The following is a 15,465-nucleotide window of genomic DNA, read 5'->3' on the forward strand; positions in this document are numbered from 1 at the left end:
AAAAATGAAAATATTTTAAGATGAAAAAAATGGATACAGCAAGAGATATGAGATGACAACCCCTTATACAGGTAATGGTCCTGATGACTTGGGATTTTTTGGTAAATTTGGCGGATCTTACATGCCAGAGAGCTTAATGCCCGCACTTCAAGAATTAGAGCAAGCCTTTAATACTGTTCGGCACAAACCTGAATTTTGGGCTGAATATCAGCAGATTTTAACGGACTTTGTTGGTCGCCCTAGTCCGCTTTTCTATGCAAAAAACCTAACAGCTTATGCAGGAGGTGCTCGAATGTATCTCAAGCGAGAAGATTTGAACCATACGGGTGCACATAAGATCAATAATTGTGTTGGGCAAATCTTATTGGCCAAATTTATGAGGAAAACCAGAATCATTGCAGAAACTGGTGCTGGACAACATGGGGTTGCAACAGCAACGGTTTGCGCACTGTTTAAGATGAAATGTACCATTTTTATGGGAGAAACAGATATTCAGCGCCAACAAATGAATGTTGAGCGCATGAAATTACTCGGTGCTGAAGTCAGAAGTGTTCAAAAAGGTCGTGGGACTTTAAAAGATGCCATGAACGAAGCATTACGTGACTGGATTCGTCATGTTGATACAACCTATTACCTGTTGGGTACTGGTGCAGGTCCTCATCCTTATCCGACTATGGTCAGAGAATTTCAGAAAATTATTGGTCTAGAAGCCAGAAACCAAATACTCCTCAAAGAAAATAAACTGCCCGATGCCTTGGTTGCTTGCGTTGGTGGTGGATCAAATGCATTAGGGTTGATGCATCCTTTTCTAGAAGACCTTAATGTCAAAATGTTTGCCGTTGAGGCGGGGGGAAAAGGAACATATACTGGGAAACATGCCGCCTCTATTTGCAAAGGTCAAGTCGGTGTGCTGCATGGCAATTTAACCTATTTATTACAAGATTTAGATGGGCAGATTCTAGAAGGGCACTCTATATCAGCTGGATTGGATTATCCTGGTGTTGGTCCAGAGCATGGCATTCTGTTTGAAACAGGACGTGTGACATACACGGCTATAACCGATCAAGAGGCTGTAAATGCATTTCAGGTTTTAAGTCAACAGGAGGGTATTATTCCTGCTCTTGAAAGTTCTCATGCGATTGCATATGCGATTCAACTTGCTCAAGAAATGCAGCCAGAACAGATTATTATTGTCAATTTAAGCGGCAGAGGTGACAAAGACTTAAACACGGTCAAAAAATATCTTGTAGGAGCTACAGCATGAACCGTCTAGATCAAACATTAGAACAATTGAAACTGGAAAATCGAAGCGGTCTGGTCTGTTATTTTACTGCTGGAGATCCTAATTTTACAGAAAGTTGTCGTCTGTTGAGCCAATTAGGTCAAGCTGGGGCTGACATTATTGAAGTTGGCATTCCATTTTCTGATCCAGTGGCAGATGGAGAGATCATTCAGGCAGCGCATCTTAGGGCTTTAGGTGTAGGTCAAACGGTAAAACAGACCATTGAGTTGGTAAAAGCAATCAGGCTGCATGATGAAAAAACACCAATAATTTTCATGACTTATTTAAATCCGATTATGCAATATGGTTTCGAGACACTTATCGCCGAAACAGAGAATCTTATAGATGGAATATTGATTTTAGATGCTCCATATGGATATCGAGAAAAATTCGAAGTGCAGTTAAATGAAAAAAACATGCATTTAATTGCAATGACAGCACCGACTACCCCAGTTGAAAGGTTAGAGCAAATCTCAGCGCGCGCGACAGGTTTTTTATATCATGTTGCAGAAAATGGCTTAACAGGAGGAGACTTCAATCTGTCTAATCTTGAGAAAAAGATTGCTGAAATTAAGCCTATTTTTAATATTCCAGTTGCAATTGGCTTTGGGATCAAAAATGAAAGTCATGTTAAAGCCTTAGCCAATAAAGTAGATTTGATTATTATCGGTTCAGCACTTGTCGATACTTTTTTTAATAAGGGGATGAACGCAACTTTAGAAAAAGTCACAGTTTTTTCGCAAATACTTAGAGAAAATAAATAATATCCTGTTTTTTAATCCGTATATTTAAAGTTAATTTATCAAGAACTATATGTGATAAAACCCTCTCCCGTAAGGGAGGTGGAACTTTGTCTGTGAATTTTTACCGAAAGTGATCGCTTTTTAGAAATCACTATTATCATACAGATGTGACATACGTTTTTGCTTTGTCTCTAGATAAGCTTTGTTAAAAATATTTAAGCCAACTTTTAATGGAATCCGCTCAACAACATTAATTCCTAAATCAGTTAAAGATTTAATTTTAAGTGGATTATTTGTAATGAGTTTTACATTCTTTATTTTTAAATAATCTAACATAATGGTACACATGTCATATTTACGAGCGTCTGCTGGTAAATTTAATAATAAATTGGCGTCAAGAGTATCATGTCCTTGGTCTTGAAGTGCGTAAGCTCGAATTTTATTGGTTAGTCCTATGCCGCGGCCTTCTTGGCGTAAGTATAAGATCACACCTTGACCTGCATCATTGATCATTTTCATAGTTGAATGTAATTGAGGACCACAGTCACATTTGAGTGATGCGAAAGCATCGCCTGTTAAGCATTCTGAATGAATTCTGACGAGTACAGGTTGATCAGAAATAGTACTCATCCCTTTGACAAGAGCAATATGTTCTTCGCCAGTATTTTGGTCTTGAAACGCTATAATTTCAAAATCGCCAAATGCAGTAGGTAACTTTGATTTGGAAATAAATTCTATAGCCATTTAACGATACCCCTGTATTTTAAGAATTTAGAAACTTGCAACTATTACTTTCCAGCTAAAATAGTTCTCAGATAGTGAAATTTATGTGAAAACACAAGAGTTTTTAGTGTGTGAAGTAAATTTCATTAAAAAAGCAATAAGTTACTTCTAATTTTAGATTTGACAAGTTTTCTAAAATTATTTTTTAGTTGGATGTTAAATATACAATTTTTATATGCACAATAACTAAGATCGAAATTAATAGTCGGCAGAGTAAAACTTGAAGTGCGACATAAACCACCTAATTAATTTAAAGGGTTTATGGAGTATATAAAATTGTCATACCATCATCTTAACTTTGAAGATCGTACTGCATTAATGCTTGAGTCAAGAAAAGAAGGCTTTTCAGCCAGAAAATTTGCTGAACTCATTAAAAGACATCCTAGTACGATCTATCGTGAGCTTAAAAGAAATAGCATCAATGACGTTTATCAAGCTCGATATGCTTCTGATAACACCTTCGCTAGACGTAGACGTGGTCACAGAAAACTCAAAATCGATTCAATCCTCTGGAAATTTATTGTTGAAGCGATCCGTTGTTTATGGTCTCCTCAGCAAATAGCAAAGCGTTTAAAGACATTTCCTGATTTGGATCAAACAATGAATGTAAGCCATACAACGATTTATTCAACGATACGAGCATTACCAAAGGGTGAGTTGAAAAAAGACTTATTATCCTGTCTGCGTCATGAAAATAAAAAGCGAAAAGCTAACGGTGAACCTAAAAAAGATTCTATATTACAGGATATTAAAACTATTCATGAGCGCCCAGCCGAAGTTCAAGAAAGAAAAATACCGGGTCATTGGGAAGCTGATTTAATTAAAGGTAAAGACAATAAAAGTTCGATAGCAACACTTATTGAACGAAATACACGGCTCTGTATCTTGGCAACATTACCTGATGCAAAGGCAGAATCAGTGCGCAAGGCTTTAACTGAAGCTCTGAAATATTTACCTGCAGAACTGCGTAAAACGTTGACCTATGACCGTGGACGCGAGATGTCAGAACATAAAATACTCGAAGAAGATTTAGGCATAGATGTATATTTCTGTGACCCACATTCACCTTGGCAAAAAGGCACATGCGAAAATATGAATGGTTTAATTAGGCAATATTTACCTAAAGGGATTGATTTAAATCAGGCAGATCAGCATTATTTAAATCAAGTTGCCATGTCACTGAATACTCGTCCTAGAAAGGCGTTAGATTGGCTTACACCATTAGAGAAATTTGCTCAGCTTGTTGATTATCATATGGCTTTTGAAACTGTCGCACCTCATGTTTGAATTCGCCGTCATTAGGAATGATATAGACAATTTTTAAAATGGTAATTTTTTACTCGTAATTGCTTTCTGAGTAGGTTCATATATAGTCTTAATAGTTAAGCTCTACATTCATTTGGTTCTCATTTTTTAAAATCATGTACTTATTACAAAAGGAAGAGATTCATGGCTAGTCCTAAAAAAGAAGTAAAAGCAATAAAGATTGATATCGGTATTTCGCATAATGATCGAGAAAAAATTGTTTCTGGCCTGTCAAAACTACTTGCAGATAGTTATACCTTATATTTAATGACGCATAATTTTCACTGGAATGTTACAGGGCCCCAGTTTAATAGTTTACATAACATGTTTATGGATCAGTATACTGAACAATGGAATGCTTTAGATACTATAGCAGAACGTATTAGAGCATTAGGTTTCCCTGCTCCTGGTACGTACAAACAGTTTGCTAAATTGACCGCAATCAAGGAAGTAGAGGGTGTTCCAAAAGCACAAGACATGGTTGGTTTATTAGTGAATGCTCACGAATCTGTTGCAAAAACAGCAAGAGGAATTTTTCCAATTGTCAATGAGGTAAACGATCAGCCATCAGCAGATTTAGTTACACAAAGACTTGAAGTACATGAAAAAACTGCATGGATGTTAAGAAGTATTTTAGAAGATTAATAGATGTAAAAAAACCCTTGAATATATATTTATTCAAGGGTTTGAATAAACTAGAGATTAAGATGATTTTGGTTTATTTAAAACTTCATCTAGTACATCTTTCTCCAAAGCATTATCCCAACGAGCAAGAACGATTGTTGCGCAAGCATTTCCTACAGCAAACAGAGATGCATAAATACCAGCTGAATAGCCTGCAACACTTCTCGCTCTAGTCGTCACTAGATTGTAAGCCCCTTTAAGAAAACTGAATAAAGTTTCTATTTTATTGCGTTGTTTTAGATGGTATTCATCTGCTTTTGTCGTCAAAGTGTGGAATAATCTGGTGCTGTCCAACTTAACCACTGAGTTCAATTAGACTTTGCACAAAACCTGTGACTATACGCAAAGAAAGTCGAAAGATAGATTTGATCATCAAACAGCACTGAATTGCTCTATCAGAATAGGTTTGATTTCTTCCATGCTTAGCTTGTGGCTGAGCATGCCATTTAGTCTGACGATCGAACCAAATTGAAATATTTCCTCGCTTGATTAGAGTTTGGTTATAAGAGGACCAATTCGTTGTACGATAGATTTTAGATGCAGGCTTCTTCATTTAGAAATTATATTACTGAAGAAGTCTTTAAGAATAGCTTTATACAACAAAGCCGAGTAGTGAACCAATAGATAGTAAACATCGATATTTTTGTGTAAATGGTAAACTAAATTGTAACAAAAAACATGGGCGAAACATGGGCGCCAATAGTACCTAAATTGTTGATTTTTCATATGTGACCACCCATTGACATCGTAGAGGTCTCCAGTTCGAGTCTGGATATACCTACCAAATAAATTCAAAGACTTACAGTTAATATCAATAACTTGTAGGTCTTTTTTTTGCCCGTAATTTGGTGCAATTGGTGCATTTGTTGCGCTTTTTGGTGAAAATACGCCATAATTTACGCCAAGACCTGTACGATGAAATTACCCAAAGCTCGAAAACGTGGTGATGCTTATCGAATTGAATTAATGTTCGATGGACAGCGTTACTCAGCAACCCGCGATACAGAAAAAGAATGTGAACAGTGGGCGGCAATAAAAATGCTTGAATTGAAGGCAGGTGCCAAAGAAGAAGCCCCAATAAATGAAAAACCAGTTTTCACCTACATGCAATTATTTGATGTCTACTTGGAGAAAGTAGGCAAGCACACGAAGTCTAAAAATTGGATTTTGACTCAGTACAAAACCTTCGAAAGAAAAATGGGTGAGCTGGCCCATAAAAACATTCATGACATCACACCGCTCGATTTAACCAACTGGCGAAATAAGCGTTGCACCGAAGTAAAAGAAAATACAGTACTTAAAGAAATTTCGCTTTATTCGGCAATGTATACATATGCTCAGAAAGAAATGTTTTTGCTTGATTCAAATGTTTGGATGCAGATATCTAAACCTGTCAAACCTGAATCTCGGTACCGTCGAATTTCTCAAGCCGAAATTGATACGATGCTCAAACTATTGGAATATGAAATAGGACAGGTGCCGACATTGCCACAGCACTATGTTGCTTGGGGTTTCTTATTTGCGATAGAAACAGCTATGCGTAAGGGCGAAATTCTAAATATGAAGCGCTCAGAAGTATATGACGGCTATGTTCACCTACCAAAAACTAAAAACGGTTCTAAACGTAATGTACCGCTTTCTCAGTTTGCTAAAGAGCTGATTACCCTGATCCCTCATGAAGATGAACAAATCATCCCACAGAGTGCGGATGCATTTAGAAAATTGTGGGAACGAAGAAAGGCTGATTCAGGCATTGATGATTTCCATTTTCATGACACGCGCCATGAAGCGATTTCTAGAATGGTGAAAATTAGAAAATTACCTGTAGAAGTATTAGCCAAAATTACTGGCCATAAAAAAATTGAAGTTCTGGTGAATGTTTACTACAACCCGGATGCAGATGAACTGGTTGAAATGTTTAACTCATAAAAAGAAAGAGAGCCTAGCAAGCTCTCTTTCTTCCACGTTTGGATTTACTGTCTTTTAAGAGTTGGGATGCTTTAACAGGATCATAGAGGAACTTACCCTCTGTACCTTGGTTGATAGCACTCAATCGTCTGCGTACCGTTGCAACTGAAAGGCCATTGCGTTGCGCAATATCCGCAGCAGAAACCAATTCGACTTTTTCCTGTTGCATTCCGACTACAGTCGCGCCACCGATGTCTGAGCCTAAGAAGATTCTAGGAGGAGCATCCGATTCAACTGTAATTGTATATTTTAATGCTCCCATTAAGCAGCCCCTCCAAATAAGTCATGATGTTGAGCAGCTGGATTAATCCAAAGACATTCAGTTCGAACATCAGTACCGCGACCAGCAGAAATTCTTGCTTTAGTTTCAATACGCTTCCAATTTTTTAAAGTATCGTCGTAAAGCTCACTCGGATAGCCTGATAGCATCACCATACCTTCTAGCTCGAGTAATGTTTTCAATAAAGTTAGATGGTCTTTATCGTCCATCTCATGACGATATATTCTTCCAGTCTTAGCCCCTGAGTACCGAGTGTCATGTACATAAGGTGGATCTACATAATGCAGAGTCGTAGCAGCGTCATGGTCTTTTAAAACCTGAACAGCAGGGCGGTTTTCAATGAGTACAGAGCTTAAACGCTGACCTATTACCTGCAGATGTTCAGGATAGGTAGCCCACAATGATTGGGCTGTTCCATATTGGCGTTTAGTATCGATACGGAAACCAGTAATCCCTTTAGTTGCTCCAGCAGATCCAAAACCCATTTGTGCACGAATAATTACCCGTCTTGCACGTTCAACTTCAGTTGTGGCCACACTCCATGCATCTTCAAATTCTTCTCGACTGTATGGAGTTAGTATTAGTTGCTCAATTAGTTGGTCACGTAATTCAGCATTCCTCATTGCTCATTTTTTCAATGAGTGATGCAGTTGGTAATTCTACAAATGCATTCATCTGATTAGCTCCTTAAAACGGCTTGCCAGTTGTGAGTTGGTAAATCAGGTCACGCGCGGGTAAGAAAACTGTAGTTTGCATATCAGGATGTTCTTCCTTAATCGCATCAACTAGCATTTGCTTGATTTGATCTTTAGTTTCGACATCCTCCTTTTCACGTTCAGCAATCATTGCGTCAGCTTGTTGGTAAGCTACTTCTGCAATATTTTTCTGGTCTTTCACCCTGTTCTTAGAGCCCGAACAGTTTGAACATGAGTTCATTATCGCGCCAAAGTTTGACCGTCGTACAAAGGCTGGTAAAGAAGAGGCTTTGGCATGGGAACAGGCCAATCAAGGCAAAATTTTAGTTGATGCTGAACAGGTTGAAGGCGCAAAACGTATTGTGGCCAACCTACAGAAACTCAGCTCTTATGCAGACATGCAGAACAACTACGGCATGCCTGAAGCGAGCATTTTCTTTACCGATCCAATCTACAGCTTAGAACTTCGTATTCGTCCTGACTGGCACATTGCACCCTGTATTCTAAAGGTGAGCAGGTTTTAGTGCTCTCGCCATCAGGTGATTTGTCTCAAGGCGTAATTGCTTTTGCTTTATCTCAAACTGCATTCCCTAATGCGGGTACCACTGAAAATCCAAAGCATATTTATGCGGATGGCACTGTGGTTGAGTATGACAAAGCCAGCCATACCTTAAATATTGATTTATCAGGCAGTGGTGGAAAAGTTTTTATTAATGGTGGTTTGGTCGTTGATGGTCTTGTTGAATTTAACGGATCTGATGTAAAGCACAAAGGCAAAAGCATTGGGGGAGCTCATACGCACAAAGGTGTGCAATCGGGTAACTCCAGTACGGGAGGGGTCAATTAATGGGTATGAATGTACTTAATGGCAGATCCTTAACTGGTCTTGATCATTTAAAACAATCCATTGCGGATATTTTAAATACGCCAATTGGTTCACGTGTGATGCGCCGTGATTATGGCTCTAAGTTATTTTCTCTAATTGATGCCCCACTAAATCGCGGCACATTGGTAGATATTTACGCGGCCACAGCTGAAGCACTAATGAAATGGGAGGATCGCTTGCTTGTCAGTGCAGTTGATATTACCAGTGCACAGCTGGGCCAGATCACTTTAAAAATTACAGGTAAATATGTTTTAGACGGCAAAACCGTTCAGTTAGATGGAATAGTGGTGAGCTCATGAGTACTGTTGATTTTTCTCAATTACCACCACCAAGTTTAATCAGTGAATTAAGCTTTGAGGTGTTTTTTGAAAAAAGAAAAGAAAGCTTTATAGCACTACATGAATTAGATCAACAGGCAGAAATCCGTGAAACACTTAAGCGTGAATCTGAACCTGTTACTAAGTTGCTTCAAGAAAATGCGTATTTAGAAATGCTATATGTCGCCAAATGCAATGCTGATGCACGTTCACTTTTATTGGCCTATGCAGAAAAAGCAGATCTAGATCATTTGGCACTCACGGAGTATGGCTTAGTTCGACTTTTAGTTACGCCTGCCGATAATACCGCTATTCCACCGATTGATGCAGTCTATGAGTCCGATGAGCGCTTACGAGAGCGTTGCTTATTATCTTTTGATGGGATGAATACTGCTGGATCTGCAAATGCCTATCGCTATTTTGCTTTATCCGCAGATGGTCGTGTGGATGGTATTAAGGTTCGCTCCGATGAGGCTAATCCATATTTACTTGATATTGTGATTACGCAGGTTGATAGCTTAAATGGTGAAGCATCCGCGGAATTGATCACAGCTGTTCAAAATGCTTTAGATCCTGATCATGTGCGTCCGGTCTGTGATAGACCAACAGTTAAAGCGAGTAGCGCAACAAACTATCAAATCGAAGCCCAGCTCTATGTTGGTAAAAATGCTGAGGATGCCTTGTTACTTGAAGCCGCAAATTTGCGTTTAGATAAGTACATTAAAAATGCCCAAAAGAATGGGGGAAGTATCTATCTATCCGCAATTTATGCTGCTTTGCATGTGGATGGTATTCAGCGTGTAGTCATAACCTCTCCAGCAAATGATTTGGTTATGGATAGTTATCACCATCCATATTGTTCTTCTAAAGCGATCGCTATTGGAGGGATTGAATGAATAGTTTACTTCCACCAAATGCCAGCGAATTAGAACGCAAAATTACTCAAGTCGGGAAAGCCGCTTTTGATCTACCAACGATTCGGGTGGTCAAGGATATTGATGATGTTCCATCACAGTTTTTACCATTTATCGCGTGGCAAAGATCTGTCGACTATTGGGATGAGAACTGGCAAGACTCCCTAAAACGAAATGTGATTAAGAATTCACGTGAACAACATCGAATTAAGGGAACAGCAGCGGCAATCAAACGTGCACTAGAACCCTTTGGTTATGAAGTAAAGCTAATTGAATGGTTTCAGGCTGTTCCGAATTTAATACCAGGTACTTTCAATCTTGAGTTGGATTTAATTGGGAAAAGCTTAGATCAAGAAGTTTATAATGAAATTAGTCGACTTGTTTCTGATGCAAAAGCGGCTTCAAGACATTTAACCAATCTGACGGTTACAACAAATCCTATTTTAACGATCCGCAATATTCTTGTGCATCAAACAGCATTCACTTTTTCCAGCGAGCCTAAAGCATGAGTGATTATTTTAACGTCACAACCAATGTTGGTGATGCTGCAATTGCCAATGCGATTGCTAACAATTCAAAACTAAATATCACACATATTGCGTTTGGTGATGGCAATGGATCTGTGCCGACACTAACTAAAACACGGACATCTTTAGTTCGTGAAGTTCATCGTCAAGCTGTGACTAAATATGAGCGACATGCAACAAATACCAATTGGATTGTCATTGAAACAATTATTCCATCTGATGTTGGTGGCTTTACAATTCGTGAAATGGGCATCATTGCAAATGGGAAGTTGATTTCACATGGTTCACACGCACCATTTGAAAAGGTAGCTGATCCCAGTGGTGTCAGTGAATATAGATTGCATTTTACTCAAAATGTAACGGATGGTTCAGTTGTTGAGTTGACATTAGATGAGTCATTAATTTATGCAACACAGGCATGGATAGATGAAAATTATATAAAACGTTCTGAAATCGTAGACGATCTAACAACAAATGACGCAACAAAAGTTGCTTCTGAAAAACAAGTAAAAGTTTTAAACGATAATAAATTAGATAAGAATGGTAACGCTACAAGTGCAATGAAACTTGCTACAGCACGTATGATTAATGGTATACCATTTTGATGGAACAGCAAACATTAATTTGCTAGGCGTGGGCACAAAATCTCCTGTCGATATGACCAGTACTCGGTTATTAAATACTGTTTATACAAATACAGATATTATACCTCGAGTTGTTTCTATTTTTGGCGGTCGTTCTAACAGTGCTAGAAATACAATTGTTGTTGATGGAGTCATTTTTTCAGAGATTCAAGCTGCAAATCATTATTATGATTCATCAACGATGTTAGCTATCGTTAATCCTGGTAAAGAGTATCAAGTAACAGGTTCACCAATTTCGAGATGGGTAGAGCAATGAGACAACTTTATAAAAAAGATGGTTTGGTTTATGAGTTTTAACAAGATGGTTCACAAGATCATCTGATTACAGATAAGCATATACAAATGACAACTGAAGAAATTAATCAACATATCAATCCGCAAGAGTATATGTCGGAAGAAGAAAAGCTAGAATACAAACGATCACAGTATCCAAAACTAACACGATATCAATTCTTGCGTTGCTTACTTGAAAGTGGCTATAAGTCATCTGATATTGAACTCAAATTCTCACAATTAAAGATGAAATGACACGTGAATTAACAATGCTCGGCTTTAAAGAAGCAACCAGTTTTGTGCGTACAGACAACAGTATTAATGAAATGCAAGCAGTACTTGGTTTAAGCAATGAAGCGGTGGATGCAATGTGGGAGTACGCACTTACGATTTAGCGAAAATTAAATGCAAATATTTAAGTGCAAAATAAAAACCAAATTAGTGTAAATAAAGCCCTCATATTTATTTGAGGGCTTTATTATTATGGATTTAATACTTCTTTAAACATAGGGGTTAAAAGTTTATTTCCATACTCACTTAAATGATCACCATCACGGTAAATTGGCCGATCTTTGTATTTTGAAATACATTTACCTGTTTTACATAAGATTTTAGTCGGATCTAAAATAGTAGAACGACAAGATTTTGCTACTTTTCTTAAAATTGTATTGGTACGATTTGAGCGTTCTTCATACTTCAGAAAACTAACACTATTTACTTTAGGGCCACCATTTAATAATTGTCTAGCCATTACATTAGGGGCATCAAATCCAAGTTCAGGTATCTGTAAAACTAAATATACAGGTGAATTTTTAGCTAATTCACATATATTAGTGCGCAAGTCTTTTTCAAATAAAAAATAATCATTGTTTTGGGTATTTAAATCTAATTTGTTAATTTTGAATTTATCGCGTTCAGGGTCATTTTCACCTAAAAACTTTGTAGTGTAGCGATTACTTATAATGATGGGTACACCATTGTATTGTTGTAAATAAGCAGTTCTTTTTTTATTAAAAATATTACAGTCAGTAGTATTATATCTATTCGAAAATTTATAAGCACAGCCAGATTTAACGAGTGCTATAGCGCCTTCATTCTTTAAATTTAAAGAAGCTGTAACTGCTGTTGTAATAGCATCGGCATGACTATCGCCTACAATTATCATTTTTATATTTTTTTGATTACCTATTTTACATAAGGGTAAATTATCATCATCATCTTTTGGTGATAGGCACTTATGTGGATTTTTATTGTCTTTTTCATTTAATATATCTAATATTTGGGAGGAGTAATGAAATCTTATACCATCAGTTTCTTTAACTATATAACCACAAGCTACAATCATTAAGAAAATATAAAAAGGTTTAACCCTATATATTTCTTTCCATGATGAATAACGTGAGAAATTAACTTTTTCAATAAATTGATAGCTTAGGAAGCCAAGTAAAATTGATAGTGGAATCCCATAAATCCACCAATTTTCGAAGGTAAAATAAAATCCTAAAACAACTAACGGCCAATGCCATACATAGATGGAATAAGACCATTTACCAATATAATTGGAAATAGGGTTGTTTATTAAAAAGTTATTTTGATAGTTAGCAACTACTATTAAATATGCGCCAAGTACAGGAATAAGAGCCATGTAACCAGGCCAAGGAGTATCTTTTGAAATCAAAAAATACGAGGCAAAAATCATGACTAAGCCAACACACTGAGCTCCGATTAGTTGTATTTTATTCTTTAATGACCAAGGATAAAGGAATGCCAATCCACCAAGTAGCATCTCCCAAGCACGGCTTGTAAGTAGGAAGTAAGCAGTTTTACTATCTTTGTCAGTTGCATAAATGCAGTAAATAAAACTTGCTAAAAATAGTCCTAAAACCATACGCTTTAAGCTGCTGAAACTTAAATATTTTTTAATCGCAATAATGATGATTGGGAAGAAAATATAGAATTGCCATTCAACAGATAGCGACCAAGTATGAAGTAGCCATTTAGTATGTTCTGCGGTGTCGAAATAGCCACCACCTTTGGCAAAAAGAAGATTAGAGATAAATAAAGAGCTCTTTTCGACTTGCTTTCCTAAGTCTCGATAGTCTGTTGGTATTAAATAAAACCAACCAAATACAAGCAGCACCGCTGACATCGCAGCTAGTACAGGAATAATTCTATTCGCACGAGCGTTATAAAATTTGAATAGATTAAAAGTGTTCTTTTCTAGGCCATTAAAAATAATCAATGTCATTAAAAATCCAGAAATGACAAAGAAAACATCTACTCCAGCAAATCCACCTGGTAACCATTGTGGGTTGAAGTGGAATACTACTACTGCAAGGACGGCAATTGCGCGGAGTCCGTTAATATCGTATCTAAAATTCATTTCTACTATTTGTTTAATTTAAAATGCTGAACAACAATGAATTCTATATCATTTTTAGAAATAATAGAATGTGGTTGCTCTTGCACAATATTGAATAATGAAAACCACAGTTTAAATCGTAAAAATGAACAAAAATCTTAAACTGAGATTGCGGTTCATGAGCGATATTTTTTTACATGGGATTCAAAACGTCACGGTAGATGATGTTTCGCGTCCCATTACTACAGTTCGAAGTTCGACCATTGGTATCATTGGGTCGGCTCCTGATGTAGATCTTCTAATTTTTCCACTTAATAAACCTGTACTGATTGCAGGGTCTCGAATTGAAGCAGCCAAACTGGGCGAGACTGGTACTTTACCTCAAGCTATTGATTCTATCTTTGATCAAATTGGTGCTGTGTTGGTGGTCGTGCGTATTGAAGAGGGCGAAACAGCAGCTGCGACGTTGGCTAATGTTTTAGGCGGCGTTGATGCAAATACGGGTACGTATGAACTTAGCCGCAAAAAACATTGTGGGTTTCGTACCTAAGATTCTAATTGCACCTGAATATACACATACGCGCACTGCAGCAGTTGGCCAGACTCCCGCGACTTCGAATCCAGTCGTGGCTGAACTAATTGGTATTGCTGAACGATTAAAAGCAGTCATTATCGCGGATATTAGAAGTGAACTTTGGGATATCTCAATATGAGGCGTTATTGCCTGCTGGTGTGCTGATGGAATTACCCGAAGTATAACAGAGCACTGAGACTCGAAAGGTGAAACTATGGGACTAATACCATGCTTTTCTGTAATTGCGAATGGTGCAGATATCACAACCTTGATTACAGACCTTTATGAATCGATTTCAGTCACAGATGGCACAGGTTATGAGTCAGATACCTGTGAGATTTCGCTTATAGATGATCCGATTAAGCCGATTGAGTTACCTAAAAAGAGCGCTGAATTAAGAATCTCTATGGGCTATGACTATGCCATGACAGATATGGAACTATTTATCGTCAGTGAAATATCCTTATCAGGTCCACCCGAAAAAATGGTGATCCGTGGCCGTGCGCTGCCGCAGTTGACCAGTAAAAGCGGAATGACTTCGTTGTCTTCGCAAAAAACACGCTCATGGCCGAAAGGTACGACGATCTCTGCTGTAGTGACTAAGATCGCAAGAGAGCATGGTCTAGAGCCTATTGTGAGTAAATCGGTGTCGTCCTTGAAGCTTCCTCATTTTGACCAGTCTGATGAGTCGGATATGAACTTTTTAATGCGCATCGCCAAAAGATACGATGTGGTGTGTAAACCTGCAGGTGGGAAACTGCTATTCGTTAAGCGCGGTGAGATTGAATTACCAAGTTTAACTTTAGCAAAGCAGCAGGTGTGTGATTGGGAAATGACGTCAAGTACAAGCGATAGTGTAGGTACCGCAATCGCATATTGGCATGATAAAAAGGGTGCTAAAAAGCATGAGGTAAAAGTTGGTGAGGGAGAGCCAGTCAAAAGACTTAGGCACATTTATCAAGATGCTAAAAGTGCACAATCAGCCGCTCAAGCGTCAATAGATCAATCACGCCGTGGTGAAGAGCGATTGAGTTTAAATTTACCAGGTAATCCTGAAATCTCAGCCGAGAAGCCGCTTACTCTTGTGGGGTTTCGGGAGGGAATTGCTGGAGATTGGATGATTGAGCAAGCCACACATAGTATTGATAAATCAGTTGGATTTAAGACTAGTATTGAGGCAGTAAAAAGGTTGAACGATAGATAGCTGAGTAGAATTATCTTTTAAGGA

The 15,465-nt window shown here is 37.8% G+C and carries 20 protein-coding genes and 4 pseudogenes; 16 read left to right on the top strand and 8 right to left on the bottom strand.

From position 1 onward, the window contains the following. The first annotated feature begins 52 nt into the window (after positions 1-52). Entirely contained in the window at positions 53-1,264 is a 1,212-nt protein-coding gene (gene trpB, locus AC0KVP_RS07010) for a tryptophan synthase subunit beta (RefSeq protein ID WP_473339891.1), read from the top strand. Continuing rightward, on the top strand, positions 1,261-2,046 hold the full coding sequence (trpA, locus tag AC0KVP_RS07015) for a tryptophan synthase subunit alpha (RefSeq protein WP_473339895.1): 786 nt from the start codon (positions 1,261-1,263) through the stop codon (positions 2,044-2,046). Before trpB ends, trpA begins: the two co-directional genes overlap by 4 nt. 120 nt (positions 2,047-2,166) lie before the next feature. Here trpA and ribA read toward each other — a convergent pair whose 3' ends face one another. Continuing rightward, on the bottom strand, positions 2,167-2,769 hold the full coding sequence (ribA, locus tag AC0KVP_RS07020) for a GTP cyclohydrolase II (protein WP_131322410.1): 603 nt from the start codon (positions 2,767-2,769) through the stop codon (positions 2,167-2,169). A 300-nt stretch (positions 2,770-3,069) separates the two neighbouring features. Here ribA and AC0KVP_RS07025 point away from each other — a divergent pair, with 300 nt between their 5' ends. Further along, entirely contained in the window at positions 3,070-4,095 is a 1,026-nt protein-coding gene (locus tag AC0KVP_RS07025) for an IS30-like element ISAba125 family transposase (protein ID WP_004994718.1), read from the top strand. A 162-nt stretch (positions 4,096-4,257) separates the two neighbouring features. Continuing rightward, positions 4,258-4,758 carry a Dps family protein gene (locus AC0KVP_RS07030; RefSeq protein ID WP_473339898.1) on the top strand — a complete coding sequence of 167 codons (501 nt, stop codon included), beginning with the start codon at positions 4,258-4,260 and terminating at the stop codon, positions 4,756-4,758. A gap of 57 nt (positions 4,759-4,815) precedes the next feature. On the opposite strand, the pseudogene AC0KVP_RS07035 reads toward AC0KVP_RS07030, so the two are convergent. From AC0KVP_RS07035 to AC0KVP_RS07045, 3 pseudogenes are all read right to left on the bottom strand, one after another. Then, a pseudogene (locus AC0KVP_RS07035) lies at positions 4,816-4,914 on the bottom strand (sodium:dicarboxylate symporter); the annotation flags it as partial. Continuing rightward, positions 4,915-5,052 (bottom strand): annotated as a pseudogene (locus AC0KVP_RS07040) (IS982 family transposase); the annotation flags it as partial. A gap of 11 nt (positions 5,053-5,063) precedes the next feature. Then, positions 5,064-5,350 (bottom strand): annotated as a pseudogene (locus AC0KVP_RS07045) (transposase); the annotation flags it as partial. Between the two features lie 362 nt (positions 5,351-5,712). Here AC0KVP_RS07045 and AC0KVP_RS07050 point away from each other — a divergent pair. Further along, positions 5,713-6,726, top strand: coding sequence for a tyrosine-type recombinase/integrase (locus tag AC0KVP_RS07050; protein ID WP_473339900.1), 1,014 nt, complete (start codon positions 5,713-5,715; stop codon positions 6,724-6,726). Positions 6,727-6,739: 13 nt separating this feature from the next. On the opposite strand, the gene AC0KVP_RS07055 is transcribed toward AC0KVP_RS07050, so the two are convergent. The 3 genes and pseudogenes from AC0KVP_RS07055 to AC0KVP_RS07065 all read right to left on the bottom strand — a co-directional run bounded on the left by AC0KVP_RS07055 (position 6,740) and on the right by AC0KVP_RS07065 (position 7,981). Beyond that, positions 6,740-7,027, bottom strand: coding sequence for a DNA-binding protein (locus AC0KVP_RS07055; RefSeq protein WP_473339903.1), 288 nt, complete (start codon positions 7,025-7,027; stop codon positions 6,740-6,742). Next, a pseudogene (locus tag AC0KVP_RS07060) lies at positions 7,027-7,650 on the bottom strand (DNA adenine methylase); the annotation flags it as partial. The pseudogene AC0KVP_RS07060 and the gene AC0KVP_RS07055, both read right to left, overlap by 1 nt. Before the next feature lie 82 nt (positions 7,651-7,732). After that, on the bottom strand, positions 7,733-7,981 hold the full coding sequence (locus AC0KVP_RS07065) for a hypothetical protein (RefSeq protein ID WP_473339907.1): 249 nt from the start codon (positions 7,979-7,981) through the stop codon (positions 7,733-7,735). Between the two features lie 49 nt (positions 7,982-8,030). On the opposite strand from AC0KVP_RS07065, the gene AC0KVP_RS07070 reads away from it, so the two are divergent. The 8 genes from AC0KVP_RS07070 (at position 8,031) to AC0KVP_RS07105 (ending at position 11,696) form a co-directional block, all read left to right on the top strand. Next, a complete protein-coding gene (locus AC0KVP_RS07070; RefSeq protein WP_473339911.1) occupies positions 8,031-8,264 on the top strand; it encodes a hypothetical protein in 234 nt (77 codons plus the stop codon). Continuing rightward, positions 8,264-8,587: a hypothetical protein gene (locus tag AC0KVP_RS07075; protein ID WP_473339914.1), complete on the top strand. Its 324-nt coding sequence runs from the start codon at positions 8,264-8,266 to the stop codon at positions 8,585-8,587. Before AC0KVP_RS07070 ends, AC0KVP_RS07075 begins: the two co-directional genes overlap by 1 nt. Continuing rightward, positions 8,587-8,925 carry a GPW/gp25 family protein gene (locus tag AC0KVP_RS07080; RefSeq protein WP_087011070.1) on the top strand — a complete coding sequence of 113 codons (339 nt, stop codon included), beginning with the start codon at positions 8,587-8,589 and terminating at the stop codon, positions 8,923-8,925. The genes AC0KVP_RS07075 and AC0KVP_RS07080 overlap by 1 nt, the downstream gene beginning before the upstream one ends. Then, positions 8,922-9,839 (top strand): baseplate assembly protein, encoded by a 918-nt coding sequence (locus AC0KVP_RS07085; RefSeq protein WP_473339916.1) that lies wholly within the window; start codon positions 8,922-8,924, stop codon positions 9,837-9,839. Before AC0KVP_RS07080 ends, AC0KVP_RS07085 begins: the two co-directional genes overlap by 4 nt. Further along, positions 9,836-10,366 carry a phage tail protein I gene (locus AC0KVP_RS07090; RefSeq protein WP_473339918.1) on the top strand — a complete coding sequence of 177 codons (531 nt, stop codon included), beginning with the start codon at positions 9,836-9,838 and terminating at the stop codon, positions 10,364-10,366. Before AC0KVP_RS07085 ends, AC0KVP_RS07090 begins: the two co-directional genes overlap by 4 nt. After that, complete coding sequence (locus AC0KVP_RS07095; RefSeq protein ID WP_473339921.1) at positions 10,363-10,989, top strand: phage tail protein; 627 nt, start codon at positions 10,363-10,365, stop codon at positions 10,987-10,989. The genes AC0KVP_RS07090 and AC0KVP_RS07095 overlap by 4 nt, the downstream gene beginning before the upstream one ends. After that, positions 10,973-11,284 (top strand): hypothetical protein, encoded by a 312-nt coding sequence (locus AC0KVP_RS07100; protein WP_473339923.1) that lies wholly within the window; start codon positions 10,973-10,975, stop codon positions 11,282-11,284. Before AC0KVP_RS07095 ends, AC0KVP_RS07100 begins: the two co-directional genes overlap by 17 nt. Positions 11,285-11,552: 268 nt before the next feature. Next, positions 11,553-11,696, top strand: coding sequence for a hypothetical protein (locus AC0KVP_RS07105; RefSeq protein WP_473339925.1), 144 nt, complete (start codon positions 11,553-11,555; stop codon positions 11,694-11,696). 86 nt (positions 11,697-11,782) lie between these two features. Here the strand turns inward: AC0KVP_RS07105 and AC0KVP_RS07110 are convergent, their stop codons facing one another. Continuing rightward, positions 11,783-13,684, bottom strand: coding sequence for an acyltransferase family protein (locus AC0KVP_RS07110; protein ID WP_473339927.1), 1,902 nt, complete (start codon positions 13,682-13,684; stop codon positions 11,783-11,785). A 157-nt stretch (positions 13,685-13,841) separates the two neighbouring features. Between AC0KVP_RS07110 and AC0KVP_RS07115 the strand changes: the two genes are divergently transcribed. From AC0KVP_RS07115 to AC0KVP_RS07125, 3 genes are all read left to right on the top strand, one after another. Continuing rightward, positions 13,842-14,213 carry a hypothetical protein gene (locus AC0KVP_RS07115; protein ID WP_473339929.1) on the top strand — a complete coding sequence of 124 codons (372 nt, stop codon included), beginning with the start codon at positions 13,842-13,844 and terminating at the stop codon, positions 14,211-14,213. After that, positions 14,173-14,376 (top strand): hypothetical protein, encoded by a 204-nt coding sequence (locus tag AC0KVP_RS07120; RefSeq protein WP_473339931.1) that lies wholly within the window; start codon positions 14,173-14,175, stop codon positions 14,374-14,376. Before AC0KVP_RS07115 ends, AC0KVP_RS07120 begins: the two co-directional genes overlap by 41 nt. 75 nt (positions 14,377-14,451) lie before the next feature. After that, positions 14,452-15,441: a phage late control D family protein gene (locus tag AC0KVP_RS07125; RefSeq protein WP_473339933.1), complete on the top strand. Its 990-nt coding sequence runs from the start codon at positions 14,452-14,454 to the stop codon at positions 15,439-15,441. The last annotated feature ends 24 nt before the right edge of the window (positions 15,442-15,465 follow it).

The organism is Acinetobacter sp. DL27 (assembly GCF_055810995.1).